This is a genomic window from Methylophilus sp., assembly GCF_052437885.1.
In the GTDB taxonomy this organism is placed as follows: Bacteria; Pseudomonadota; Gammaproteobacteria; order Burkholderiales; family Methylophilaceae; genus Methylophilus.
In genome coordinates this window covers 1-23,992 of sequence record NZ_JBQVPB010000001.1, presented here as the reverse complement: position 1 = coordinate 23,992, position 23,992 = coordinate 1, and the positions used below count along the sequence as shown (strand labels likewise).

General features: G+C 51.8%; 23 protein-coding genes, 1 tRNA gene and 1 rRNA gene. 10 read left to right on the top strand and 15 right to left on the bottom strand.

The annotated features are described in order from the left end of the window. Positions 1 to 6 precede the first annotated feature (6 nt). Genes ACT6RZ_RS00125 through ACT6RZ_RS00110 form a run of 4 tightly spaced genes read left to right on the top strand, consistent with a single transcriptional unit; the run spans position 7 to position 2,878 of the window. A complete protein-coding gene (locus ACT6RZ_RS00125) occupies positions 7 to 1,365 on the top strand; it encodes a TolC family outer membrane protein (RefSeq protein WP_444700165.1) in 1,359 nt (452 codons plus the stop codon). A 28-nt stretch (positions 1,366 to 1,393) separates the two neighbouring features. Further along, a complete protein-coding gene (locus ACT6RZ_RS00120) occupies positions 1,394 to 1,948 on the top strand; it encodes an isochorismatase family protein (RefSeq protein WP_444700164.1) in 555 nt (184 codons plus the stop codon). Positions 1,949 to 2,008: 60 nt separating this feature from the next. Further along, on the top strand, positions 2,009 to 2,347 hold the full coding sequence (locus tag ACT6RZ_RS00115) for a tRNA-binding protein (RefSeq protein ID WP_444700163.1): 339 nt from the start codon (positions 2,009 to 2,011) through the stop codon (positions 2,345 to 2,347). Between the two features lie 39 nt (positions 2,348 to 2,386). Next, positions 2,387 to 2,878, top strand: a complete 492-nt coding sequence (locus ACT6RZ_RS00110; protein ID WP_444700162.1) for a GNAT family N-acetyltransferase — start codon at positions 2,387 to 2,389, stop codon at positions 2,876 to 2,878. A gap of 459 nt (positions 2,879 to 3,337) precedes the next feature. Here the strand turns inward: ACT6RZ_RS00110 and pnp are convergent, their stop codons facing one another. The 3 genes from pnp to ACT6RZ_RS00095 all read right to left on the bottom strand — a co-directional run bounded on the left by pnp (position 3,338) and on the right by ACT6RZ_RS00095 (position 7,128). After that, entirely contained in the window at positions 3,338 to 5,458 is a 2,121-nt protein-coding gene (gene pnp, locus ACT6RZ_RS00105; RefSeq protein ID WP_444700161.1) for a polyribonucleotide nucleotidyltransferase, read from the bottom strand. A gap of 293 nt (positions 5,459 to 5,751) precedes the next feature. Continuing rightward, entirely contained in the window at positions 5,752 to 6,021 is a 270-nt protein-coding gene (gene rpsO, locus ACT6RZ_RS00100) for a 30S ribosomal protein S15 (RefSeq protein ID WP_379034001.1), read from the bottom strand. A 213-nt stretch (positions 6,022 to 6,234) separates the two neighbouring features. Continuing rightward, a complete protein-coding gene (locus ACT6RZ_RS00095; RefSeq protein ID WP_444700160.1) occupies positions 6,235 to 7,128 on the bottom strand; it encodes a PfkB family carbohydrate kinase in 894 nt (297 codons plus the stop codon). 311 nt (positions 7,129 to 7,439) lie between these two features. On the opposite strand from ACT6RZ_RS00095, the gene ACT6RZ_RS00090 reads away from it, so the two are divergent. From ACT6RZ_RS00090 to ACT6RZ_RS00080, 3 genes are all read left to right on the top strand, one after another. After that, positions 7,440 to 7,515: transfer RNA gene (locus ACT6RZ_RS00090), tRNA-Phe, on the top strand. Positions 7,516 to 7,556: 41 nt separating this feature from the next. After that, positions 7,557 to 7,874, top strand: a complete 318-nt coding sequence (locus tag ACT6RZ_RS00085) for a rhodanese-like domain-containing protein (protein WP_444700159.1) — start codon at positions 7,557 to 7,559, stop codon at positions 7,872 to 7,874. Between the two features lie 27 nt (positions 7,875 to 7,901). Further along, positions 7,902 to 8,135 carry a sulfurtransferase TusA family protein gene (locus ACT6RZ_RS00080; RefSeq protein WP_444700158.1) on the top strand — a complete coding sequence of 78 codons (234 nt, stop codon included), beginning with the start codon at positions 7,902 to 7,904 and terminating at the stop codon, positions 8,133 to 8,135. A gap of 61 nt (positions 8,136 to 8,196) precedes the next feature. Here ACT6RZ_RS00080 and ACT6RZ_RS00075 read toward each other — a convergent pair whose 3' ends face one another. Together ACT6RZ_RS00075 and ilvA are read right to left on the bottom strand one after the other, a co-directional pair. Beyond that, positions 8,197 to 9,312: a YVTN family beta-propeller repeat protein gene (locus ACT6RZ_RS00075; protein WP_444700157.1), complete on the bottom strand. Its 1,116-nt coding sequence runs from the start codon at positions 9,310 to 9,312 to the stop codon at positions 8,197 to 8,199. A 167-nt stretch (positions 9,313 to 9,479) separates the two neighbouring features. Next, complete coding sequence (ilvA, locus tag ACT6RZ_RS00070) at positions 9,480 to 10,991, bottom strand: threonine ammonia-lyase, biosynthetic (protein ID WP_444700156.1); 1,512 nt, start codon at positions 10,989 to 10,991, stop codon at positions 9,480 to 9,482. 89 nt (positions 10,992 to 11,080) lie between these two features. On the opposite strand from ilvA, the gene rpiA reads away from it, so the two are divergent. Together rpiA and phoU are read left to right on the top strand one after the other, a co-directional pair. Further along, positions 11,081 to 11,749 (top strand): ribose-5-phosphate isomerase RpiA, encoded by a 669-nt coding sequence (gene rpiA, locus ACT6RZ_RS00065; protein ID WP_444700155.1) that lies wholly within the window; start codon positions 11,081 to 11,083, stop codon positions 11,747 to 11,749. Between the two features lie 85 nt (positions 11,750 to 11,834). Then, positions 11,835 to 12,539 (top strand): phosphate signaling complex protein PhoU, encoded by a 705-nt coding sequence (gene phoU / locus ACT6RZ_RS00060; protein WP_444700154.1) that lies wholly within the window; start codon positions 11,835 to 11,837, stop codon positions 12,537 to 12,539. Positions 12,540 to 12,589: 50 nt separating this feature from the next. On the opposite strand, the gene ACT6RZ_RS00055 is transcribed toward phoU, so the two are convergent. After that, a complete protein-coding gene (locus ACT6RZ_RS00055) occupies positions 12,590 to 12,862 on the bottom strand; it encodes an oxidative damage protection protein (protein ID WP_379033986.1) in 273 nt (90 codons plus the stop codon). Between the two features lie 76 nt (positions 12,863 to 12,938). Here ACT6RZ_RS00055 and ACT6RZ_RS00050 point away from each other — a divergent pair, with 76 nt between their 5' ends. Then, a complete protein-coding gene (locus tag ACT6RZ_RS00050) occupies positions 12,939 to 13,334 on the top strand; it encodes a diacylglycerol kinase (RefSeq protein WP_444700153.1) in 396 nt (131 codons plus the stop codon). A 90-nt stretch (positions 13,335 to 13,424) separates the two neighbouring features. On the opposite strand, the gene ACT6RZ_RS00045 is transcribed toward ACT6RZ_RS00050, so the two are convergent. The 9 genes from ACT6RZ_RS00045 to rrf form a co-directional block, all read right to left on the bottom strand. Continuing rightward, entirely contained in the window at positions 13,425 to 15,458 is a 2,034-nt protein-coding gene (locus ACT6RZ_RS00045; protein WP_444700152.1) for a TonB-dependent receptor, read from the bottom strand. Positions 15,459 to 15,572: 114 nt separating this feature from the next. Next, the gene (locus ACT6RZ_RS00040; protein WP_444700151.1) at positions 15,573 to 15,890 is read right to left on the bottom strand and encodes a hypothetical protein; all 318 of its coding nucleotides are present in this window, start codon (positions 15,888 to 15,890) and stop codon (positions 15,573 to 15,575) included. A gap of 77 nt (positions 15,891 to 15,967) precedes the next feature. Next, positions 15,968 to 16,999, bottom strand: coding sequence for a histone deacetylase family protein (locus ACT6RZ_RS00035; protein WP_444700150.1), 1,032 nt, complete (start codon positions 16,997 to 16,999; stop codon positions 15,968 to 15,970). Between the two features lie 77 nt (positions 17,000 to 17,076). Further along, complete coding sequence (truB, locus tag ACT6RZ_RS00030; RefSeq protein WP_444700149.1) at positions 17,077 to 17,976, bottom strand: tRNA pseudouridine(55) synthase TruB; 900 nt, start codon at positions 17,974 to 17,976, stop codon at positions 17,077 to 17,079. Between the two features lie 7 nt (positions 17,977 to 17,983). Then, positions 17,984 to 18,367 carry a 30S ribosome-binding factor RbfA gene (gene rbfA, locus ACT6RZ_RS00025; protein ID WP_444700148.1) on the bottom strand — a complete coding sequence of 128 codons (384 nt, stop codon included), beginning with the start codon at positions 18,365 to 18,367 and terminating at the stop codon, positions 17,984 to 17,986. Between the two features lie 127 nt (positions 18,368 to 18,494). Beyond that, positions 18,495 to 21,215 carry a translation initiation factor IF-2 gene (infB, locus tag ACT6RZ_RS00020; protein ID WP_444700147.1) on the bottom strand — a complete coding sequence of 907 codons (2,721 nt, stop codon included), beginning with the start codon at positions 21,213 to 21,215 and terminating at the stop codon, positions 18,495 to 18,497. Between the two features lie 138 nt (positions 21,216 to 21,353). After that, complete coding sequence (gene nusA / locus ACT6RZ_RS00015) at positions 21,354 to 22,820, bottom strand: transcription termination factor NusA (protein ID WP_444700146.1); 1,467 nt, start codon at positions 22,818 to 22,820, stop codon at positions 21,354 to 21,356. Positions 22,821 to 22,858: 38 nt separating this feature from the next. Further along, entirely contained in the window at positions 22,859 to 23,347 is a 489-nt protein-coding gene (rimP, locus tag ACT6RZ_RS00010; RefSeq protein WP_444700145.1) for a ribosome maturation factor RimP, read from the bottom strand. 513 nt (positions 23,348 to 23,860) lie between these two features. Continuing rightward, positions 23,861 to 23,974, bottom strand: a 5S ribosomal RNA gene (gene rrf, locus ACT6RZ_RS00005). Between the last annotated feature and the right edge of the window lie 18 nt (positions 23,975 to 23,992).

Here is a 23,992-nt window from a genome sequence, read left to right as displayed (position 1 = left end):
GCGCTCATGCCAGTTGCCAGGCTTATCCGCTACTTGTTGCTGGCCGGGCTGAGCCTCGCATCATCGGCCTGGACATCACCAGCCTGGGCTTCATCGCAAAGCCTGCTGGATATTTATCAGGAAGCCAAAGCCAATGATCCGCAACTGGCTTCTGCCGGCAGCGCCAACCAGGCGGCGCAGGAGATCATAGAACAGGCCAAAGCCGGTTACCGGCCTTCGGTCAATTTTCTGGCCGGGGCCAGCGCCAACCGCACCGACTTGAAGATCGTCGGTAGCCAGGCACCTTTCCCTGGCGGTCGCAATAACTTTGAAGGCTACCAGGCGCAATTGCAAGCCAGACAGCCGATATTCCGCAAGGAAAACCTGGAACGCATAGACCAGAGCAAGGTGCAGGTCAGCATTGCCGACAAGCAATATCATTTAGCCCAGCAAGGGTTGATGCTGCGCACCACCCAGGCTTATTTTGATATGTTGCTGGCGCAAGACCGTATCAAGCTGATAGATGCACAGAAAAAAGCCATTCAACGCCAGTTACAACAGGCCAGGGCCACTTTTGAGGTCGGTTCCGCCACCATTACCGACGTCAATGAAGCGCAGGCCCGCTATGACCTGATCGCCGCACAAGAGCTGTCCGCACTGAATGAGATAGAGATCGCCAGACGCAGCCTGCAGTCTATCACCGGCAAACTGCCGGAGCAGCTGGCCGCTGTACGCGAAGATATCCAGGTCACACCCAGCCTGAAACCGATGCAGGAATGGCAGGATGTGACCAATGCCAGCAACCTGAATATCCAGATCCAGCAGGAAACCATACAGGTCAGTGAAAAAGACATTGAGATCGCCCGCGCCGGCCATTACCCGTCAGTGGATGCGGTGGCCAGCTATCAGGACAGTTACAGCAATGGCGGCCAGTACGGGTTTGGCAGCGACCTGACCAGTGCCAGCATAGGTGTAGAAGTCTCCATACCGCTGTATCAGGGCGGCGCTGCGACGTCACGCGTGCGCCAGGCCGCCTTTAACCGGCAAAAAGCAGTGGATGATCTGCAGAATGCATTGCGCCAGACCACACTGGAAACCCAGCGCGCCTATTTGAACCTGAATACCAGCATCGCCCAGGTGAAAGCTCTGGAGCAGGCGCTCAAAAGCAGCCAGAGCCAGATGGATTCTACCCAGTTAGGCTACGAAGTCGGCATACGCACCAGCGTAGATGTGCTCAACGCACAACAGCAATACTTCAGCGCCAACCGCGATTTATTACAGGCGCGGTACAACTACCTGGTGAATATCATCCGCCTGAAAACCGCCAGCGGTATCGTATCCGAAGCGGATCTGCAGGATATAGACCAGCAACTTGCCAAAAAGTAAACTTGCCACAAAGTAAAAAGGTATAACCATGAACCCTGTCATCGCCAGCACTGATGCTGTCTGGATGCTAGTCGATGTGCAAACACGATTGTGTGCTGTGATGCCTGACAGCCACATGGCTACGGTGGTCAAAAATATCCAGCGCCTGATCCAGGCTGCGCAACTGCTCAATATCCCGCTGTGGGTGACCGAGCAATACCCGGAAAAACTGGGCGACACGCTGCCGGAATTACAGATGATGCTGCCTGAATATACCCCGCGCTATGGCAAACTGGCTTTTTCAGCCTGGCACGAAACAGCGTTACAGGAATCCTCGGTCAGTGTCGCACCCCAGGTGGTGCTGTTCGGGCTGGAAGCGCATATTTGCGTACTGCAAACGGCGCTCGATGCGCTGGCCGCAGGCAAGCAGGTATTTATAGTTGAAGACGCCGTCATCTCCCGCAGTGAAGCCAACCGCCTGAATGCCCTCGCGCGCCTGCGCGATGCCGGTTGCATCATCACCAACACCGAATCCATGTTGTTTGAACCGCTGCAAGGCGCTACCCACCCACAATTCAAGGCCATCTCGGCGTTGATCCGTTAATAAAAGCGCGTGGTTTTTTCTGCGATAATGTTTTATCGCAGACACGGGTCGATCGCAAAAATGAATCAAATCGAATGGAATGATTTCACCAAAGTAGAACTGCGCGTTGGTCGCGTACTTTCAGCAGAGGCGTTTCCTGAAGCTCGTAAACCCGCCTACAAGTTGCACATAGATTTTGGGCCTGAAATCGGCATGCGAAAATCCAGTGCGCAAATCACTGCCCATTACTCGCAACAAGACCTGATAGGCAAACTGGTGGTTGCGGTAGTGAATTTCCCTAGCAAACAAATCGGGCCGTTTATCTCCGAATGCCTGGTGACCGGCTTTCACGATGCTGACGGCAATGTCACGCTGTGCATGCCCGAACATGAGGTGCCACTGGGCACCAAGCTACTGTAAGCCATTAAGGCTAGTGTAAGTCATCAAGAAAAGTGTTCTATGCATATTCGTGAAGCAACCATCGCAGATTTTGATCAAATATGGCCTATCTTCCAGACCGTAGTCACTGCTGGTGAGACCTACACCTACCCTCGCGATACCACTAGAGAACAAGCCATCAAACTTTGGCTGGAAGCGCCAAGAAAAACCTTTGTCGCCGAAGAAAACGGCAAGATCCTCGGCACCTATTACATCAAGACCAACCAGCCTGGCGGCGGCGACCATGTCTGCAATTGTGGCTATATGGTCTCCCCTGCCGCGCGTGGCCGCGGCCTGGCAAGCAGCATGTGCGAACACTCGCAACAGATCGCCAGATCACTAGGTTACCTGGCCATGCAGTTCAACTTTGTCGCTTCGACCAATGAGGGCGCAGTGAGACTATGGACAAAATTAGGGTTTGAAACGGTGGGCAGATTGCCCAAGGCATTTAACCACCCTGGCCTGGGCTATGTGGATGCACTGGTCATGTATAAATGGCTGGCTGCATGTTAAAACTTCAGCTACCCTGATTTACCTTGTTGTGTTGCAGTCACTTTGGAAGATCAAGCTTATGCGATTGGATGCAGTACTGTTTTCATTTAAATCGGCGCTCAGCTATTCGACTCGCTGCTTGCTGGTATTTTGTCTGTTGACACCTTTACAGTCATCTTATGCAAATGAAACAGCCAATCAAGACGATGCCGAGTTGATAAAGCTCAGAATAAAAGAATTGGAATTAAAAAAGGAAATACTTGAGCTAGAGGCAAAGAAAGAGAAAAGAAATACTTATCCTGCGCCTACGCCGCAATCATATTCAGCTCCGCATTCAAATAGCGTAGATAGTAGCCGATTCATCAGAGGGCCCAGAGGCGGATGCTATACCTACTCAGCATCTGGTAACAAAAGATATGTAGATCGTAGCCTGTGCAATTAAAAAAGCCCGCTTGCGCGGGCTTTTTTGTTGACGGCTAATTACTCAGCAGCCGGTGTTTCTTCTCTTGCTGGTGGGTCGATCAGGGCTTTGATGCTTAAACGCACTTTGCCTTTGTCATCGATCTCTACCACTTTCACTTTCACAACGTCGCCTTCTTTGAGGTAGTCGCCTACCGCTTTTACGCGTTCGTGAGCGATCTGTGAAATATGTACCAGGCCATCTTTACCTGGCAGCAGTGTCACCACGGCACCGAAGTCCAGGATCTTGACCACTGGGCCTTCGTAAACCTGGCCGATTTCAACTTCTGCAGTGATGGCAGCGATACGGCGTTGTGCTTCAGCACCTTCTTCTGCACTGGTGCAGGCGATCTTCACGGTACCGTCATCTTCAATATCAATGTTGGTGTTGGTTTCTTTAGTCAGTGCCTGGATCACAGCGCCGCCTTTACCGATCACGTCACGGATCTTGTCCGGATTGATTTTCATGGTGATGATACGTGGTGCGAATTGTGACATCTCGGTGTTAACGCCGGATACCGCTTCTTTCATCAGGCCCAGGATATGCGCACGGCCTTCTTTGGCTTGCGCCAGTGCCACTTGCATGATCTGTGCCGTGATACCGGTGATCTTGATGTCCATCTGCAGCGCAGTGATACCTTGGTCGGTACCAGCTACTTTAAAGTCCATATCACCCAGGTGATCTTCGTCACCCAGGATATCGGTCAGCACCGCGACGCGGTTACCTTCCTTGATCAGGCCCATGGCGACACCTGCTACGTGTGCAGTCAATGGCACGCCAGCGTCCAGCATGGACAAGCAACCACCACAGACAGATGCCATGGAGCTGGAACCGTTAGACTCGGTGATCTCGGAAACGACACGGATAGTGTAATCAAACTCGCCTTTGGCTGGTAACACTGCTTTCAACGCACGTTTAGCCAGGTTGCCATGGCCGATCTCGCGGCGTTTTGGTGTACCTACGCGGCCAGTTTCACCAGTGGCGAACGGAGGCATGTTGTAGTGCAGCATGAAGTTTTCGTAGTATTCGCCACCCAGCGCATCAATCAATTGCTCATCTCTGCCGGTACCCAGGGTAGTCGCGACCAATGCCTGTGTTTCACCACGGGTAAACAGGGCTGAACCGTGTGTACGTGGCAATACACCTGAACGGATCACGATAGGACGCACAGTGCGTGTATCGCGGCCATCAATACGTGGTTCGCCGTTCAGGATCTGGCTACGCACGGTTTTGGCTTCCAGTTTAAAGAACTCGTCTTTGATCTTGTTGGCTTCCAGCGTTGAGGTCTCTTCAGTGATCAAAGTGCTCATCACTTTAGATTTCACTTCATCCAGCTTGGCAGAACGCTCACCTTTGGATTTGATCTGGAAAGCGGCATTGATATCAGCAGCAGCGATAGACTCGATTTTTGCGATCAAGGCAGTGTCTGGCTCTGGAACAGTCCAGTCCCAGGCATCTTTACCGGCTTCATTTGCCAGTTCGTTGATGGCTTTAATCACAGACTGCATTTGCTCGTGGCCGTAAACAACAGCGCCCAGCATCACATCTTCTGGCAACTGTTTCGCTTCTGATTCCACCATCATCACAGCAGTTTCTGTCGCTGCAACCACCAGGTCCAGTTCAGATTCTTTCAGCTGTGTCGCGGTTGGGTTCAATACATATTCACCATTGATATAACCCACACGCGCAGCACCCATAGGGCCGTAGAATGGGATACCTGATAATGCGATCGCGGCAGAAGCACCGATCATGGCCGGGATATCGGCGTCGATCTCAGGATCGTAGGACAATACTGTGGCCACGATCTGCACTTCGTTGTAGAACGCATCCGGGAACAGAGGGCGCATAGGGCGGTCGATCAAACGTGCGGTCAATGTCTCTTTTTCTGAAGGACGGCCCTCGCGTTTAAAGTAGCCACCTGGAATACGGCCAGCTGAATAGGTTTTTTCCTGGTAATCAACCGTCAGTGGAAAAAAGTCCTGGCCTTCTTTCACTGTGGTTTTTGCAGTAGCGGCAACCAATACGACGGTATCGCCATAGCTCACCATCACGGCACCGTCAGCCTGGCGCGCAACTTCCCCGGTTTCAATGGTCAGGGTATGCGCACCGAACTGCACGCTTTTTTTAGTAATTTCAAACATTGTTTTTCCTTTATCTACCATGGCTATTCACTACCTAATAGCCAATCTCAACAATAGAAACAGCGAATAAATGATTTATTCCCTGTTTCGCGATATGCGGTGACTTCTATCAGCACGCTGTTTGTTTGCTCAGCAAGCAAAACGCACTCACAGAAGCCACCCCGTTGGTGATGTTTCACCCTGGTATTTCATGCAGATCCAGGATTTTTAAAGCAAAAAAGCCGAGGCAATCACCATGCCGTCGGCTTTTATTTCGTTAAAAGTGAGCTGTAACTTTCGTCACTTTAACCAAATTATTTACGCAGGTTCAAACGCTCGATCAATGTCTGATAGCGGCTGACATCTTTACCTTTCAGGTAATCCAGCAAGCTACGACGTTGGCTTACCAGCGCCAGCAGACCACGACGTGAGTGGTTGTCTTTTTTGTTGGATTTGAAATGCTCTGTCAGGTAAGTGATACGGTTGGTCAATAAAGCAACCTGCACTTCTGGGCTAGCAGTATCGTTAGGACTGCGTTGGAAATCTTTGATAATTTTTGCGGATTGTTCTGCGGTAACAGCCATCTTTAATCTTCCTAATTAGCGTCAATATCGTTGCAGCCAGACAACCTATTTGCCTTACCGCGTCGATAATCAATTTACTCGAACCCAGCATTATAGTGACAAAGCATTGCCTTGCAAAGTGATTTGTTCAGTAAGTTTCTGTTTTTGCTAATTTTTTGCCGATGGCAGCGCAAAACTGGCCAGACGAAATCATAAGCCAGGTGAAAGCCGGAGCTAAGTGAAATCCTGATAAAACCCGGCTTGCTCAGGCACGGCACCCCGGATACCACAAATGGCCGCAGCAAATCTGGCCGCCTCTGCCAGCATGGCTTGTCTGGGCTTATCAGCCAGCAGGCCGCGAATGACGATCGCAGTGTAGGCATCGCCAGCGCCCACGCTATCTACAAAGGCTGTTTTTAACGGCACAGGTGCCTCGCGGAAACTGCTGCCTTGCGCATCCAGCCAGAAACTGCCTTGCTCGCCACAGGTGACGAACATTTCGCGCAGCTGGAATGCTGCCAGCAGCTGCCTGGCCTGCGCGTTTAAGTCCGGTTGCTCCGGCAAGCCCAGCAGCTTGCTTACTTCAGGCAGCTCTTCATGGTTGATCTTGAGGATATCAGCCGCGTTCAGGGCCAGCGCCAGGCTGTTTTTGTCATACCAGGGCGCGCGCAGGTTGATATCGCAAAACACCGTAGCGCCATGACAAAGCTTTAACCATTGCTCTGCCACACCTTGCATGGGCGCATGCCTGAGGGCCAGGGTGCCGAAATACACCAGCTTGGGCGGATATTGCTCGGTCAAGGCCTGCACCGGCAGCCAGTCCAGCGCATCATAGGCCTGCCCATCCAGGATCTCGAATCTATGCCCATGTTGCTCAAAATGCACCTGCACCTGCCCGGTGGGCAGCGTTGCGTGCTGCTGCACGCCTTTGGTCGACAAGCCAGCCGCCTGCATCTCATTCAGGATACGCTGGCCCAGGGCATCTTTGCCGACTGCAGTTAACAGGTGTACGTCCAGGCCAAAAGCATGGCTATGCCGCGCAACGTTATACGGAGCGCCGCCGATAATGGTTTGCTCGGGGAAAACATCCCCCAGCACTTCGCCTAAAATCATGACTGAATCTGACATACGTTTTATCCTATTTTTATTAAGTGCTGACTTTGTAATGCTCACGCTAGTTCACTGCCGCAGGCGGTGTTCGAGGTTTGACCGCCATCTACCGCGGTTGTTGCAGTTTGCGTACGCACACCGCCATATCCATCATACAGCCGCATCAGGCCTGGGCTGCCGCTGCGATGCCGCAAGTATAGCTATACAAAATAACGCCTTTAAAATAGCTTACACATGGTCGCTGTGAAATTTTTTATCTTTTGTGTGCATTCGCGAATATCTTTGCTATAATGCGCCTCTTGCAATTCGGGGCGACTCGGATTGTTGTTGGCCAGATAGCTCAGTCGGTAGAGCAGAGGATTGAAAATCCTCGTGTCGGCAGTTCGATTCTGCCTCTGGCCACCACTTCTTCCATGCCTTCCGGCATCTTATTCCTGGGTTTGTTGATGTCATTAAAACACTTAACACCGGATGAATTACACCCCCTATTGAATGACCCATCCTTGTTGCTGATCGATATCCGCAACGATCACGAGCTGGTTTCCGGCATATTGCCTGGCGCATTGCATGTGCCTTTGGGCCATCTTGCCAGCGCTTTCAACCAACTGCCACACGATAAAAAACTGGTGTTTTACTGCCGCAGCGGCGTTCGCTCCGTGTCTGCAGGTGAATTCGCCCTAGCACAAGGCGTGACGGATGTCTCGCATCTGGCGGGTGGCATATTGGCATGGGCTGGCGCTGGCTTGCCGATCACAGCTGCCTAGCAGGCGCCAACCTTCCAGGATATTCATATGCTGAGTGATAAAGAAGTCGATGCCCGCAACCTGAATTGCCCCTTGCCTATTTTGCGCTGCAAAAAAGCCCTGAATGATATAGGTCCATCCCAGGTGCTGAAGATCATGGCGACCGACCCGGGGTCGAAAAAAGACTTTGACGCGTTTTGCCGCCAAACCGGCCACAGCCTGCTTGAAATGCAGGAAGCCGATGGCGTATTCACCTTCTGGATCAGAAAACGCACCGATTAACCCGGCCATAAAACAAAAAAGCCCGCATCGCTGCGGGCTTTCTTATTTGGGTCAGCTATGATTATTTAGCGTTTTCCAGGCTACCCATGGCTTTAGGGAAGGTGACCACACCCCAAGGCATGTTTTTCACTTCCACCTGCTTGGTCACTTCTAGTTTTTCGGCATCGATCACAAATACGGCATCAGACTTGCCGCATGCCAACAGGATATCCTTGTTGTCCGGGGTAAAGCTGAAATGCCAGCAACGATTGCCGGTTGGCACTTCCTTGATCTTGTCATAGGTCTTGGCATCAAACACCTGCAACAATTTGGCCTTATTGGTGGCGACAAAGATACGCTCGCCTTTGGCATCATAGGCAATGCCATACGGCGTTTCTGCGGTATCTACCGTGCGCACCACATTGAACTCTTTATCCAGCACCAGGAATTTATTGCCGAATTCCAGCGTGGCCAGATAGGTGTTGCCGTCTGGTGAGACCTTGATACCACGCGGACGGTCACCATGCGCATGTGTCTGCACGGTTTTGATCAGTTCGCCGGTTTCAATGTTATGCACGGTCACCGTATTATCGGCTTCGTTGGTGATCACCAGTTGCGTGCCATCGGCTGAAAACTCGATACCTTCGGTTTCCGGCCCGCCAGTGATCTCGCGGATCTTCTCGCCTTTGCTTAAATCAACCACCGCGATCTTGGCCGGTACTTTTTCATCATCATCGTCATCGTCGTCTTCTTCACCTGCTTTTGGTGGAGGCCCGCCTTTTGAGCTAGGCTCGGATGATACAAAAGCATAATTGCCGCTCACGCGCACAAATTCGGGGTTTTTGCCGACATTGATCTGCTGCAGGACTTCGCCTGTCGCCGTATCGATCACAGAGATACTTTCGTTATCTTTAGTCGCGACTATCAGTTTCTTACCGTCGTCTGTGACTGCCAGGCCGCGTGGGCCGGTTGCCTTGACGTCAAAATGCCTGGCGACTTGCCAGGTGGTCAGGTCAATGACATCTACGCCTGCATCCTGGGTAGACACATAGGCCACAGCGCCAGCCGGCGCACTGGCAGCAGGGGCGGCAGCCTCTGGCGCGGATTCGTCGACTTTATTACAGGCAGCCACGCTGGCAACCAGCGCCAGCAGTAGCAAACTGATGCGCGTACGACGCGCGAAAGGTGAGTTCAACATGCAAAGTATCTCCTGATTATTATTTAAAGTTTAATCACACCAGCAAAAATCATTCTCGCCCGGTAAACGGGCACCAGGCGCCACCCAATACTGATTGATATCAATACGCCCGCAAAATTGGCTGTTATAAACCACCATCATGGCTGTTTTCAGCCGACCAATCCCTCTCAGCCGAGGAATAATTGATAGGCCGGGTTAGCGCTTTCATCCCAGTAGGGATAGCCTAATTGCTTGAGAAACTGCTCAAACGCCGCCTTCTCTTCAGGCGGCACTTGCATGCCTACCAGCACGCGGCCAAAATCAGCGCCATGGTTACGGTAATGAAACAAACTGATGTTCCAGTTGTGACCCATAGATTCGAGAAAGTTCATCAAAGCGCCGGGTTTCTCGGGAAACTCGAAGCGGTAGACCACTTCATGCTGCGCTTGCGGCGCATGGCCGCCCACCAGGTGCCGCAAATGCAATTTGGCCATTTCATTGCCGGTCAGGTCCAGGGCTTTTAACCCGGCCGCATCCAGCGCCCGTGTGATCTCGGCCGGCTCGCCAGTGCTTTGTACCGAGACGCCAACAAAGATATGTGCCTGCCTGGCATCGGCGTAGCGGTAATTGAATTCGGTGATATTACGGTTGCCCAGCAAGCGGCAAAACGTCTTGAAAGCGCCAGGTGTCTCCGGGATGGTCACCGCAAACACCGCTTCGCGGTGCTCGCCCAGTTCGGCACGTTCGGCAATAAAGCGCAGGCGGTCAAAATTCATATTGGCGCCGGAGGCGACCGCTACCAGATTCTTGCCCTGCAGCCCATGTTGCGCGGCATAGGCTTTCAAGCCGGCCACCGCCAGCGCGCCGGCCGGTTCCAGTATGCTGCGGGTATCTTCAAACACATCCTTGATCGCGGCACAGATCTCATCGTTATCGACCACTATCATGTCATCAACATATTGTTGCACCAACGCAAAGGTATGCTCGCCCACCTGCTTGACGGCTGCGCCGTCGGCAAACAAGCCCACTTGTTCCAGCATGATGCGCCGGCCGCTTTGCAGCGATGCTGTCATGGCTTCGGCATCTTGCGCCTCTACGCCTATGACTTTGATCTCAGGGCGCAAAGCCTTGATATACGCAGCCACCCCAGCCAGCAGACCGCCGCCGCCTACACAACAGAAGATCGCCTCTATAGGCTCGGGGTGATCCTGCAACACTTCCATGGCGATCGTGCCCTGGCCGGCGATCACATCCGGGTCATCATAAGGGTGCACAAAGGTCAGGCCTTCGGATTTTTCAACTTCCAGTGCATGGGCATATGCGTCTGAATAACTGTCGCCAAACAGCAGCACTTCCGCACCACGCGCCCGCACGGCATTGATCTTGATCGCTGGCGTAGTCGTCGGCATCACGATCACCGCACGGCAACCCAGCTTTTGCGCACTGAGCGCCACCCCTTGCGCGTGGTTGCCGGCACTGGCGCAGATCACGCCGCGCGCAAGCGCCTCGGCAGAGAGGTTGGCCATTTTGTTATAGGCACCACGCAACTTGAATGAGAATACCGGCTGCATATCCTCGCGTTTGAGCAGGACCTGGTTACGCAGGCGCACACTCAGGTTAGGCATCAGGTCCAGCGGCGTGTGGCGGGCAACGGCATAGACTTGGGAGTGTTCGATTTTTTCGCGGTAGTCGGTGGTCATCAAGTGCTTTAAGATTTTAAAACCGCATGGTTGCAGTGTATGATAGGAAATTGTTTGTATTATAAAGAATTAATCAAGGATTTAAGCAGATGGCATTGGATAAAGCACAACAAGACGCACTCAAACTGGAAGTGGCAAAAGCGGCAATCACCTACGTAAAAGACGGCATCATAGGCGTGGGCACCGGCTCTACCGCCAATTTTTTTATTGATGAACTCGCCAAGGTCAAACATAAGATCGAAGGCGCAGTAGCCAGCTCAGAAGCGACCGCGCAACGTTTGCGCGCCCACGGCATTGAAGTATTCGATTTAAACAGCGTAGACAGCCTGGATATTTATGTAGACGGCGCCGATGAAATCACCGAGCACCTGCATATGCTCAAAGGCGGCGGCGGTGCATTGACACGTGAAAAGATCGTGGCAGCGGTGGCCAAATCATTTATCTGCATCTGTGACGAAAGCAAATTTGTACCGGTCATGGGTAAATTCCCATTGCCAGTGGAAGTATTACCTATGGCCCGTAGCCAGGTCGCACGTGAGCTGGTCAAACTTGGCGGCCAGCCAAAACTGCGTGATTTCACCACTGATAATGGCAACATTATTCTGGACGTGCACGGCCTGACCATCACTGACCCGATAGAACTGGAAACAAAAATCAACCAGATCGTCGGCGTAGTGACCAATGGCTTGTTTGCGTCACGTCCAGCCAATGTCTTGCTGCTGGCAACGCCAAACGGTGTTAAAACCCTGACCAAATAATTGAAAACTATCACGCTAACAACTATCATAAACTTGTCATATTGTACTGGTAACCTAGCGGGCACAATAATTAGGAAATTACGTCATGCAATTTGAACACACCTCAAAACAATATGATGTTGAACTGGAATCGGTACGCGCCAAGGTTCTGGAAATGGGTGGGCTGGTTGAACAGCAGATTGTAAACGCGCTGGAATCGCTTACGACTGCCGATGTCAATCTGGCCAAAGACGTGATGGCGCGTGATGCTCGCGTCAACGCACTGGAAGTACAGGTTGATGAAGACTGTAGCCATATCATCGCCCGCCGCCAGCCAGCGGCACGTGACCTGCGCATGATCATGATGATGGTGAAAACCATTACCGACCTGGAACGTATAGGCGACGAAGCAACCAAGATCGCGCGCACTGCACAGCGTATCTACGAGCAGGACCGCATGTATAAACCGCGTTTTAACGAGATCAAATCCATGGTCGGCATCGTGCGCGAGATGCTGCGCACTTCGCTGGATTCATTTGCGCGTCTGGACGTGAGCCAGACAGTAGAAGTAGCCAAACAGGATGAGCAGGTCGACGAGCAATTCCGCGCCGCCATGCGTCAGCTGATCACATTTATGCTGGAAGACCCACGCACCATCTCCATGTCACTGGAAGTGTTGTTTGTGGCAAAAGCGGTGGAGCGTATCGGTGACCACGCGAAAAATATTTCCGAATATGTGGTCTACATGGTGAAAGGCAAAGATATACGCCACACCAGCCTGGAAGACATCAAACGCGAAACCATGTCTTGATCAGCCAAACAAAAAGCACTCCTAGGAGTGCTTTTTTTCAGCCCGGTGATTTAAGCACTGGGTGGCACATAACCCGTGGCGACATCCGCACCATCCCCAAAGAAATACTTTTCAGTTTGCTCAGACAGATATTTCCTGGCACTGGCATCTGCCAGGCTCAGGCGGTTCTCATTGACCAGCATGGTTTGCTGCTTTAGCCAACCTGCCCATGCTTCCTTGGACACATGCAGATAAATCTTTTTACCCAGCTCGCCAGGATAGGGAGGGAAATCCAGCCCGTCCAGCTCTTTGCCCAGTTTCACGCACTGCACCAATCTTGCCATGTTCATCCTCATTCCACTGCTAAAAGCGTTATCATAGCGCATGTTAAAATGTGATGTAGAATTTTAGAGACTATCCATGCAAAACAAACCCTCACCCACTCACGAAGAAAGCCCGTTCAAAGGCAAAACCGGCCTGCGCCGCCTGGTGAATGCTTTCGGTTACTCCATGGACGGTTTTAAGGCCGCCTACCAGCATGAAGACGCCTTCAGACAGGAAGTATGGCTGTCGCTGGTGCTGATCCCGCTGGCGTTCTATCTTGAAGCCCAAGCCTTGCACCGTATCCTGATGGTAGGCAGCGTGCTGCTGGTCATGATAGTGGAATTACTGAATTCTGCGGTGGAAGCGGTGGTAGACCGTGTATCGATAGAGCGCCACGCACTGGCCAAACGTGCCAAGGATATCGGCAGTGCTGCGGTGCTGCTGGCACTAATCAACCTGGGGGTCGTGTGGGGTCTGATATTACTCGGCTAAATTCTGAATCAACGTGTTCAGGCAAATAAAAAAAGGTTGGCGATCGCCAACCTTTTTTATTTTGTCATATTGCGGCAGACACTCTCAATGCTAGAAGTCAGCCCTGGCACCTACCAGGATAGCACGCGAACCCGCCGGAGAAATATCCTTGAGGAAAGAGGCATGCTCGCGGATCTCGTCATTCAGCAGGTTATTCGCTTTGGCAAACAATTCAACGTGATATTTCACTGGCAGCTTGTAAGCCAGCAGTGCGCTCAGGTTGGTATAGCCATCAGTTTTCAACTCGTTTTCGGCGACGTCATTCTGCTTGAAAGCACGCAACACATCGACACGCGCATTCCAGTTACCCAAACGGTAATCCAGGCCGCCGCCGAGACGCCATGGGGAGATGCGCGGCAGGTACTCGTTGTTGCGGGTATCTTTGGCATGTACATAGTCACCACGCATTTTAAGTGTCCACTCGTCGTTCAGGGCAAACTTGCCTTCCAGTTCCAGCCCTTTGAACAAAGCCGGCACTGCAGTGAAATTGGCAATCGGCTGACCTGTCCCGGGGTCGGTCTCGCCTGAATTCAATAGCCCGATAAAATTCTGGAAGCGGGTAGCATAAGCACCCAACGTGATGCTGTGGCCGTTGGCCTTCCACTTCAACTGCGCATCAATACCATTGGATATTTCTTTATCGAGGTTGGCGCTACCGACTTCAAATTGCCCGGTTGCGGCGTGTTCGCCATTGGCATATAGCTCGAAGTAGCTAGGCGCACGTTCATTATGTGACAGGTTAGCCGTCGCACTCCAGGCATCATTGAGCGTATATAAACCACCTAAAGCAAAGCTGTTAGGATTGAAGCGGTTGTTAAATGCCTGGGTAAATTTATCATCCGCTGTTGAGTTGACTGAGGTTTCACCAAAGCGTGCGCCAAAGGTGATCTTGTGCTTATCTATAGGCAACTCTTCATAGACATACAGCGCCTGTGATTGTGTCACTACATTAGGCACAAAGGCCTCTTCGCCCAGCGCCTGGAAACGTGTGTTCTGAAGTTGATAGCCGACCACGCCATTGATACCGGCCCAGGGCACATGCGTTGCCTCCAGGCTGCCTTCCATACCCCGGTTCTTAAATGTTGTCACCGCTTCGCCATCTTCCAGTTCGACGTGCTGGTAATCAGTATGCGCCATGCGTAATTTCAGTTTCTGGATGGGACCGCGCAGTTCCCTCACTTCACCGGCCATCTCCCAGCGCTGCTGGTCCATATCGATACGCACATTGTCTTCAGCCACCACACCATAATTGTTATTCATATTGGCGTAGGAAATACCCAGATAACCTGTATCGAATGTCCATGCCGCGCCCAACGCTGCACCATCGGCATTGGCGCTACTGTTACCAAGTTTTCCGTTATTGGTACGTGCCTCGCCATCCGCCAGCGCTTTGCGCTTGGAAACGGCATAGCCTGGGATATCCAGGTTGCTGGTTTCACGTGTATATACATCTGCATGGATCGCAAACGTACCATTGCCTACATCCACCACAGCGGCGCCATTGCGTGTGCTGTCCGGACCGCCAAAACGTGCTTCGGCACGGCCAGTGGCGCCATTTAAAGGCTCTTTGGGAATGCGGTGATCAATGGCATTCACCACGCCACCGACCGCACTGCCACCATAGAGCAAAGCCGCTGGCCCGCGCACAACATCGATCTGCTCTATGACCAGCGGGTCTATTGCTACCGCATGGTCAAAACTGAGAGATCCTGCATCCAGGATGCCGACGCCGTTTTGCATGATACGCACGCGCTCACCATCCAGGCCGCGAATGATAGGGCGTGATGCATTGGGGCCAAATTGCGTGGCGGTGACGCCGGGAATACCATTCAATGTTTCGCCCAGTGTACCCTGGCGCCGCAAACTCAGTTCACGCCCGCCCAGCACCGAGACCGGCACTACCATATCATCAGAGGCGACCCCTAATGGATTGCCGGTGACCGGCACATTGTCCAGATCCAGGGTGTGGCTGTGTTCTTCGGCATGCAAGGCCGTGACTGGTAACGTCAATGCTGTCGTTAACGCCAGCCAGATCGGGTTCAGGGTTAACCGGGACACACGGGCAGTGTGTTTCACTGTATTCATCATGATTCTTTCTCAACAATTATCCGTTCGCAGACAAGCACACACGCCACAGTCATGTGGCAACAGCCTCTGCAAACAATGATTCAAACGCGCTGATGCGCGGTGATAGGGTGCTTAAAGTTGAGTGAGTACAGGTGGGGCACGTGCAGCGTAGATCCTGTGAAAGGACTGCACCAAAGCGTGGGAGGCAAAGGTATCAACCGGCTCAGCGCTGGTGACCACCGGGAAGACAAAAGTCAGTGTGGGCAAAGCACCTGCCATTAAAGACAGGCTCAAGCAGAGCGTACAAGGCTCGCTGCCGGTATGCTTAGAATCAGGTTGTGACTGGCTGGCAAGCTCGTTTAAGTGGCTGATCTCATGCGCGGCCAAACTGATCTGCGTGACCGCAAACAGCATGGACAAGAGCACATAAATATAAAACCGCTTTAACATGTTGAATATATTAACATATCTCGCGCCACCTTTTTTGCAATTTTGTTGCAAAAATATGACTACTGCACTATCTATGACTACTGCACTATCAGGGTCTGCAAGATAGACTCAACTGCATGGGCATTGTTTGCTGGCACATAGCCCCCTTCCAGCACCCAGACGCTTCTGCCTTGCGCGTACTGATCAGCCAAGCCGATCACTTTGCGCGCGATGGCGGCGTAACCGGCATCTGAATAATTCAAGCCGCCAAGTAAATCACCCTGGTGCGTATCCAACCCAGCCGAGACTAAGATCAGCTCGGGCTGAAACCCTTGCATGGCAGGTAGCAGTTGTTTTTCTATGGCTGCCAGCAGCACCGACTCGTCACTGCCTGGTGCTATATCTATATTCATGGTGTAACCCTTGCCTTTGCCAAGCCCGGTCTCTTGCGGACGGCCTGACCTCGGATAAAGCGGGTGCTGATGTGCGCTAAAGTAAAACACACTGTCATCCTGCGCAAAAATATCCTGGGTGCCGTTGCCGTGGTGCACGTCTATATCCACGATCAATATCTTTTTCACAGCATATTGCTTTTGCGCATAGCGCGCTGCAACCGCCACATGATTGTAAATACAGAACCCCATGCCGCGATCTGCGGTGGCGTGATGCCCGGGCGGCCTGACCAGCGCGAACGCACTCTTGCTCTGCTGCTGCATGACTGCATCGACACCTGCCATGGCGGCACCACTTGCCAGCCTGGCGACGGCTAGCGAATCTTTTGAGATCACGGTATCGCCGGTAGTTAAGGTGAGATAAGGTCTGGTGGGGCTTAGCTGTTGCTGCCCGGCTTCTAACAGGTCAAGGTAGCTGGCTTGATGCACAGCGAGCAAGTCTGTGCGGCTGGCGGCAGAAAACACAGGCCAGCGCAGCTGGTCGTTCAGGGTGTTGTGCTGTTTAAGTTGCTGGACGATAGTTGCAAGCCGGTCCGGGGTATCTGGGTGGCCGCTACCGGCATCATGCTGCAGAAAGCGTTCACTGTAGAGCAGTGTGACAGGTGCGGCCTGGCAATCAGGCGGCAGTATGGATAGCATCAAGAAACCAAGTACATAACTGCGTAACCAGAAATGCATGTTACTCCCCTCAATGACCGTTTTACCAGGATGCTCTTATCCAGGAAGTCTTTATAAAGACCAGCCAGACAGTGACGTTATAAATTCACCACCCGCTTGGGCGCGATGCGGCCATTCGCCAGTTGCACACCCAGGCCGAGAAACAAGCCTGCTTCACTGTAAACCCGCAAATCACCCTCGGGTATCAGGCCAGGCAGCCATACCGGGTTGCCCTGCTTGAAATAATACGCGGCATCTACAGAAAGCTCTAATTTAGGCAGAGCAGTAATAGCAGTGTCCACTGGCAGCAACAGTGCATCCCGTGCTTCCAGGCTCATGGCTTCCAGAGCTTCCAGTGTCACCGTATGCCCTATCTGGTAGGTGGCTGTCGCTGTCCTGCGCAAATCTGTCAGGTGGGCACCTACCTTTAGCGCATGGCCTATATCTTCGGCCAGCGTGCGGATATACGTGCCTTTACTGCAGGTGACGGTTATACGCGCAATATTATCCTGGCACTCCAGCAATTCCAGCGCATAGATAGTCACCTGGCGTGGCTTGCGTTCCAGTTCTATGCCTTCCCTGGCATAAGCATACAAGGGTTTGCCATCTACCTTGAGGGCAGAATACATGGGCGGGATCTGGGTGATTTCACCTGTCAACGCAGGCAGTACCGCATTGATCTGCTGTGGCTGCACATTGCAGGCGACCTGCTGCAGAATATCGCCTTCTTTATCGCCGGTGGTCGTGGTGACGCCAAATTTGACGGTGGCAATATAGGTCTTGTTCTCGTCGGTCAGGTGTTGCGCAAACTTGGTCGCTTCACCCAGGCAAATAGGCAGTACGCCAGTCGCCAGCGGGTCCAGCGTGCCGGTATGGCCGGCTTTTTGTGCCTGGTACAGCCATTTGACCTTCTGCAATGCCTGGTTGGATGAGTAGCCATGCGGCTTATCAAGCAGTAACACGCCGTGAACGGCGCGTTTGATGCGTTTGGTTTGCATAAAAGAATTATTCTTGCGCTGTATCGGGCGCAGCCGGTTCAGGCACTGCTGGTTCGGAAACCGCCTGGTTGATCAGCTTATCCATGTGCATGCCGCGGTCTATGGATTCGTCATAGACAAAATGCAGTTGCGGCATGGTACGCAGCATCATGCGTTTGCCTAGTTGCGAGCGTAAAAAACCGGCGGCTTTTTCCAGGCCTTCCTGCAGGCCTTTGCTGTTTTTAGCGGCAGTGTAGAACACCTTTGCATGTGCCATGTCACCAGCCACTTCAACATCGGTCAAGGTGACCATGTGCACACGCGGGTCTTTCACCTCGAACATGAGCAGATCCGCCAGTTCGCGGCGTATTTGCTCGGATACACGGTCGTTACGTGAAAATGCTTTAGCCATTTATTCCTCCTGACTTTAAAAGCCTAAATGAGGCCAGGCGTCACACAAAAAATGGAGCGCGGCATATCTTGAATATGTAAGCGAACATTTTTTGGGTGGCAACAAAGCATCATGACGGATTTTAAAGTCAAAGCGTACGAGCCACTTCAACGACTTCATATATTTCCAGCGTATCGCCGACTTCGATCTCGTTGTAGTTCTTGAGTGACAGACCACATTCAAGGTTGTTTTTCACTTCCTTGACGTCGTCTTTAAAGCGCTTCAGCGAATCCAGCTCACCAGTATGAATGATCACATTGTTACGCAACAGACGCACTTTGGCATTCCGTTTGACCACGCCGTCCTGTACATAACAACCAGCCACAGAGCCCACTTTGGAGATACGGTACACTTCGCGGATCTCCACCGTACCTATCATCTGCTCTTTCTGCTCTGGTGCCAGCATGCCACCCAGTGCAGCTTTGATCTCGTCTACTGCTTCATAAATAATGTTGTAGTAGCGCAGATCCACACCCATGGTTTCAACCAGCTTGCGTGCGCCAGTATCGGCACGCACGTTAAAGCCTATCAATACCGCTTTAGATGCAGCTGCCAGGTTGACATCAGACTCACTGATGGCACCTACAGCCGTATGGATGATGTTAACGCGCACTTCGCTGGTAGACAGTTTTTGCAGGCTGGTGGTCAATGCCTCGAAAGAACCCTGAACATCTGATTTCACAATCAGGTTCAATGTCTGCACTGCGCCTTCACCCATATTTTCAAAAATATTTTCCAGCTTGGCTGCATGCTGTTTAGCCAGTTTCACATCACGGAACTTGCCTTGACGGAATAAAGCGATCTCACGTGCCTTACGCTCGTCATTCAGAACGATAGTTTCTTCACCGGCACTAGGCACGTCAGACAAACCAAGCACTTCTACCGGAATAGAAGGACCGGCTTCTTTGATGTCATTACCGTTCTCATCCAGCATGGCGCGTACACGGCCATAAGCAGTGCCCGCCAGCAACATATCGCCGCGGCGCAGGATACCAGACTGTACCAATACGGTAGTGACCGGACCACGGCCTTTATCCAGACGGCCTTCAATCACCAGGCCTGTGGCCGGCGTATTTTGTGGTGCCATCAGCTCAAGCACTTCTGCCTGTAACAGCACAGCTTCTAACAGCTCATCGATGCCTTTACCTGTTTTAGCAGACACCTCACGGAACATGGCTTCACCACCATATTCTTCCGGCACCACTTCATGCGTGATCAGTTCGCTTTTCACACGCTCAGGCTGCGCTTCTGGTTTATCTATCTTGTTGATCGCCACCACGATAGGCACATTACCCGCTTTAGCGTGGTGTATCGCCTCTATGGTTTGTGGCATCACGCCGTCATCGGCAGACACCACCAGGATCACAATATCGGTGGCCTTGGCACCGCGGGCACGCATGGCAGTAAATGCCTCGTGACCCGGGGTATCCAGGAAAGTCACCATGCCACGCGGTGTTTCCACATGGTAGGCGCCAATGTGCTGGGTGATGCCACCGGCTTCACCAGAAGCAACACGGCTACGGCGGATATAATCCAGCAAGGAGGTTTTACCATGGTCGACGTGACCCATGACAGTGACGACAGGCGGGCGTGCTTGCAACACGGCTTCCGTCATATCAGTTGCTTCGAGGAAACTCTCAGGATCGTTGGCAGCAGCGGCCAGGGCTTTATGGCCCATTTCTTCCACCAGAATGATCGCGGTATCTTGATCCAAAACCTGGTTGATGGTGACCATCATGCCCATTTTCATTAAAGCCTTGATCACTTCAGCTGCCTTGACTGACATTTTGTGTGCCAGATCAGCCACTGAAATGGTTTCAGGGATCATCACTTCTTTGATCACAGGCTCAGTTGGTGCATTAAATGCGTGTTGATCATCTTTGTTAGATTTGTGATGCTTGCCTTTGGGCGTGCGCCAGCCTTGAGAGGCGCCACCCGCTGCATCACCGCGGGTTTTAATACCGCGTTTTTTGTTTTCGTTATCGTTCCAGTCGCGGTTACCCGGCTTGGCCTTTTTATCTTTGCTGTCTGCCGGTTTGTCAGCGACTTTGTTCGCTGGCTTATGCAATGTACCTTCTGACAATTTTGTCGGAGCGGCAGGCTTGTTCTTGGCGGCTTCGGCATCGGCCTGGCGTTTCGCTTCTTCTTCAGCGCGACGCAGTGTCAATGCCTGCTTACGTTGTACATCTTCTGCTTGGAGCGATAACAATTTAGCATGGCGCGCCGCTTCGTTTTCACGCAAAGCGATTTCTTGCACAGACAATACCGCACCTTTGGCTTTGGCGACAGGCGCCGCCACTGGTGCAACTGCTTCAGGCGCAGACTCGGCCACTTCAGCCACTGGCTCTACCACCGGCTCAGGTTCGGCTTCTGCCACTGGTTCTTCGATGACCGGCGCTTCGATTTCTGGCTGTACTTCAACGACTGGTGTTTCTTCCAGCTCTTCAGGCAACGCAGTCGCTACTTCTTCAACCGCTGCTGCATCTAACGGAGATTCATAAGCGCCATCTTCAGGGCGCTCTAATACACGTTTTTTGCGTACTTCAACCTGAATAGTGCGTGCTTTACCTGAACTATCCGTTTTTTTGATTTCGGTGTTCTGTTTGCGCATCAGGGTGATCTTGTTTTTTGGAGCATTGGCAGCGCCATGCTCTTTACGCAAGTAATCCAGCAGTGCAGCCTTGTCACCTTCTTCCAAAAAATCATCCACAGACGTTTTATTCACGCCTGCGCCTTTCAGTTGCTCGATGAGCAGGGTCGTTGGAAGACCCAGCTCTGCGGCAAATTGTGCGACGGTTGAAAGTGCCATGTACTGCTCCAGTTCAATTACTTTATATTCTAATTTAAGGTGTACGCATGATTCTTGCCTGGCGGCTTACAGCCGCTGATTGCTTAAACTCAGGTTATCAAAACCCAGACTATTTAAACCCGATCACTTGAACCGTGATTATTTAAACCACGGTGCACGTGCAGTCATAATCAATGACTTGGCACGCTCATCATCTATACCAGTCAACTCAACCAGCTCATCCACAGCCAGTTCGGCCAGGTCTTCACTTGAGTGAATATTATTAGCAGACAACTTGTGTGCCGTGTCTGCATCCATACCTTCAAGCGTCATCAAGTCGTGCGTGTCTTCTTCAACTTTCTCTTCCTTGGCGATCGCCTCGGTCAACAAAGCCGCACGAGCACGTGAACGTAATTCATTCACAGTGTCTTCATCAAAGGCATCGATCTCAGCCATTTCTGCGATAGGTACATAAGCGATCTCTTCCAGCGTGCTAAAGCCTTCTTGCACCAGAATGTCGGCCACTTCTTCATCCACATCCAGTTTTTCAATAAACAACTGGCTGATCTTTGCGTATTCGTCCTGGTTTTTCTGGGCAGCGGCTTCTTCGGTCAGGATATTCAGACTCCAGCCAGTCAGTTCTGAAGCCAGGCGCACGTTTTGACCGTTACGGCCAATCGCCACCGCTAATTGCTCCTCACTCACCACTACGTCCATGCTGTGTGCATCTTCATCCACGACAATCGAGCTCACTTCAGCCGGGGCCAGTGCATTGATCACGAACTGGGCCGGGTCCATACTCCACAACACGATATCGACACGCTCGCCACCCAACTCTGAAGTGACCGCCTGTACGCGTGAACCACGCATACCGACACAAGTCCCTACCGGGTCCAGGCGCTGGTCATTGGTTTTGACTGCAATCTTGGAACGCAAGCCCGGGTCACGTGCTGCAGAACGGATCTCCAGCAAACCTTCTTCAATTTCCGGCACTTCCAGTTCGAACAGGCGCTTGAGGAAATCAGGCGCAATACGCGACAGGATCAGTTGCGGGCCACGGCCACCGCGGTCTACGCGTGACAGATAGGCACGGACGCGATCACCGACGCGCAGGTTTTCTTTTTGTATCATGGCCTCACGTGGCAACAGGCATTCAATGCGGCCAACTTCGATGATCGCATTGCCTTTTTCCATACGCTTGATCACGCCGGTGACCAGGCTTTCGCCACGACCCAAAAAGTCCTGGATCATTTGTTCACGTTCAGCTTCACGTACTTTTTGCAGAATGACCTGCTTAGCCGCTTGTGCGCCAATACGGCCAAAAGAGATAGACTCTAACGGCTCTTCGACATAATCACCGATCTGGCGGCCTTCAGCGCGTGCGTCTTCTTCGTCAAACTGATAGGTAGAGCTTTCGAGCAGATCGTACTCAACATATTGCCAGCGTCTAAAAGTACTGTAGTCGCCACTTTCGCGGTCTATCTCTACACGAATGTCGGCACCTTCTTCATGGTTCTTTTTAGTTGCCGAAGCCAATGCCAGCTCCAATGCCGTAAAAATGACTTCTTTACTGACATTTTTTTCATGTGCCAGAGCATCCACCAACAACAATATTTCACGACTCATCGTAATCTCCAACGCACCGTACGAATTAACTAAACAAATTAATCAAAAACCGGGCTCAAACGAGCCTTGTCTATGTTATCCAGCGATAAACTGTAATTCCAGCCATCGCACTCAATCTTTATCTTACCTTCTTCAACGCCTTGCAGAATCCCTAAAAAGGTTTTTCTTGGCAGCGTGGTAGGCGTGGCTTTAGGGCCATCATCCTTGATCCCTACCCGCAGCTTGATCTGAACGCGCTCGCCGGCAAAGCGAATAAAATCATTCTCTTTGCGCAACACACGGTCCAGTCCTGCGGATGACACTTCCAGCCGGTCGTAATCGATATCCAGCTCAACCGTCAACACGTTGCCCAGCTGATTACTGACCAGCACGCAGTCATCAATATTGACGCTGTCTTTAATATCTGTAGGTGCCAGCTTGTCGATAAACACGCGCAGCAACTTACCGCGGTTGGCCGTTTCAAAATCAACCAACTCATACCCCAACTGGGTAACTGTCTTTTCAACAACCGAATGCAAATCTTGCATGGCGACCCTTATTTCCCAAACATAGCGACCAGAAACGAAAAATGGGCGTAAAGCCCATCAATCCAGAACATTATACCAAAAATCCTTTTAAATTTAAAGCCATAACTTGACGCCAGCGCCTATTGTCTGCCTTACATTCTGCGCGTAAATAAAGCCATCCGTGCTGAATAGCCCACTTGGGTCAATGACAAGCGGGCCTGGTTTTCTTATGATGCTTGCAAACGAGGGAGAAGACTCACATAACAGCCGCATCAAGCAGGCTAGACCTGTAGAAGTGGCGTGAACGACCATCACTAGTACAGCAAGCAGCAGTACAGCAAGACAGATTTCATGGCAGTCTATTTAATGTTTTATCCTAATAGACTTTGATAGCCCGGTGCGTGCACCGGGTTTTTTTATGCGTGTCGGCACTTAAGCTGGCGGGCAGTTCAACCAAACCACTCAGCTTGCTGAGCACTTGAGTCTTATAAAAGCAAAAACCCCGCTATTGCTAGCGGGGTTTTCTTGTAAGGAGCTTGGGGATGACCTACTTTCGCATACGAAGAGTACACTATCATTGGCGCAAGTTCGTTTCACGGCCCTGTTCGAGATGGGAAGGGGTGGTTCCAAACCGCTATTGTCCCCAAACATAACTGGTAATGTTAT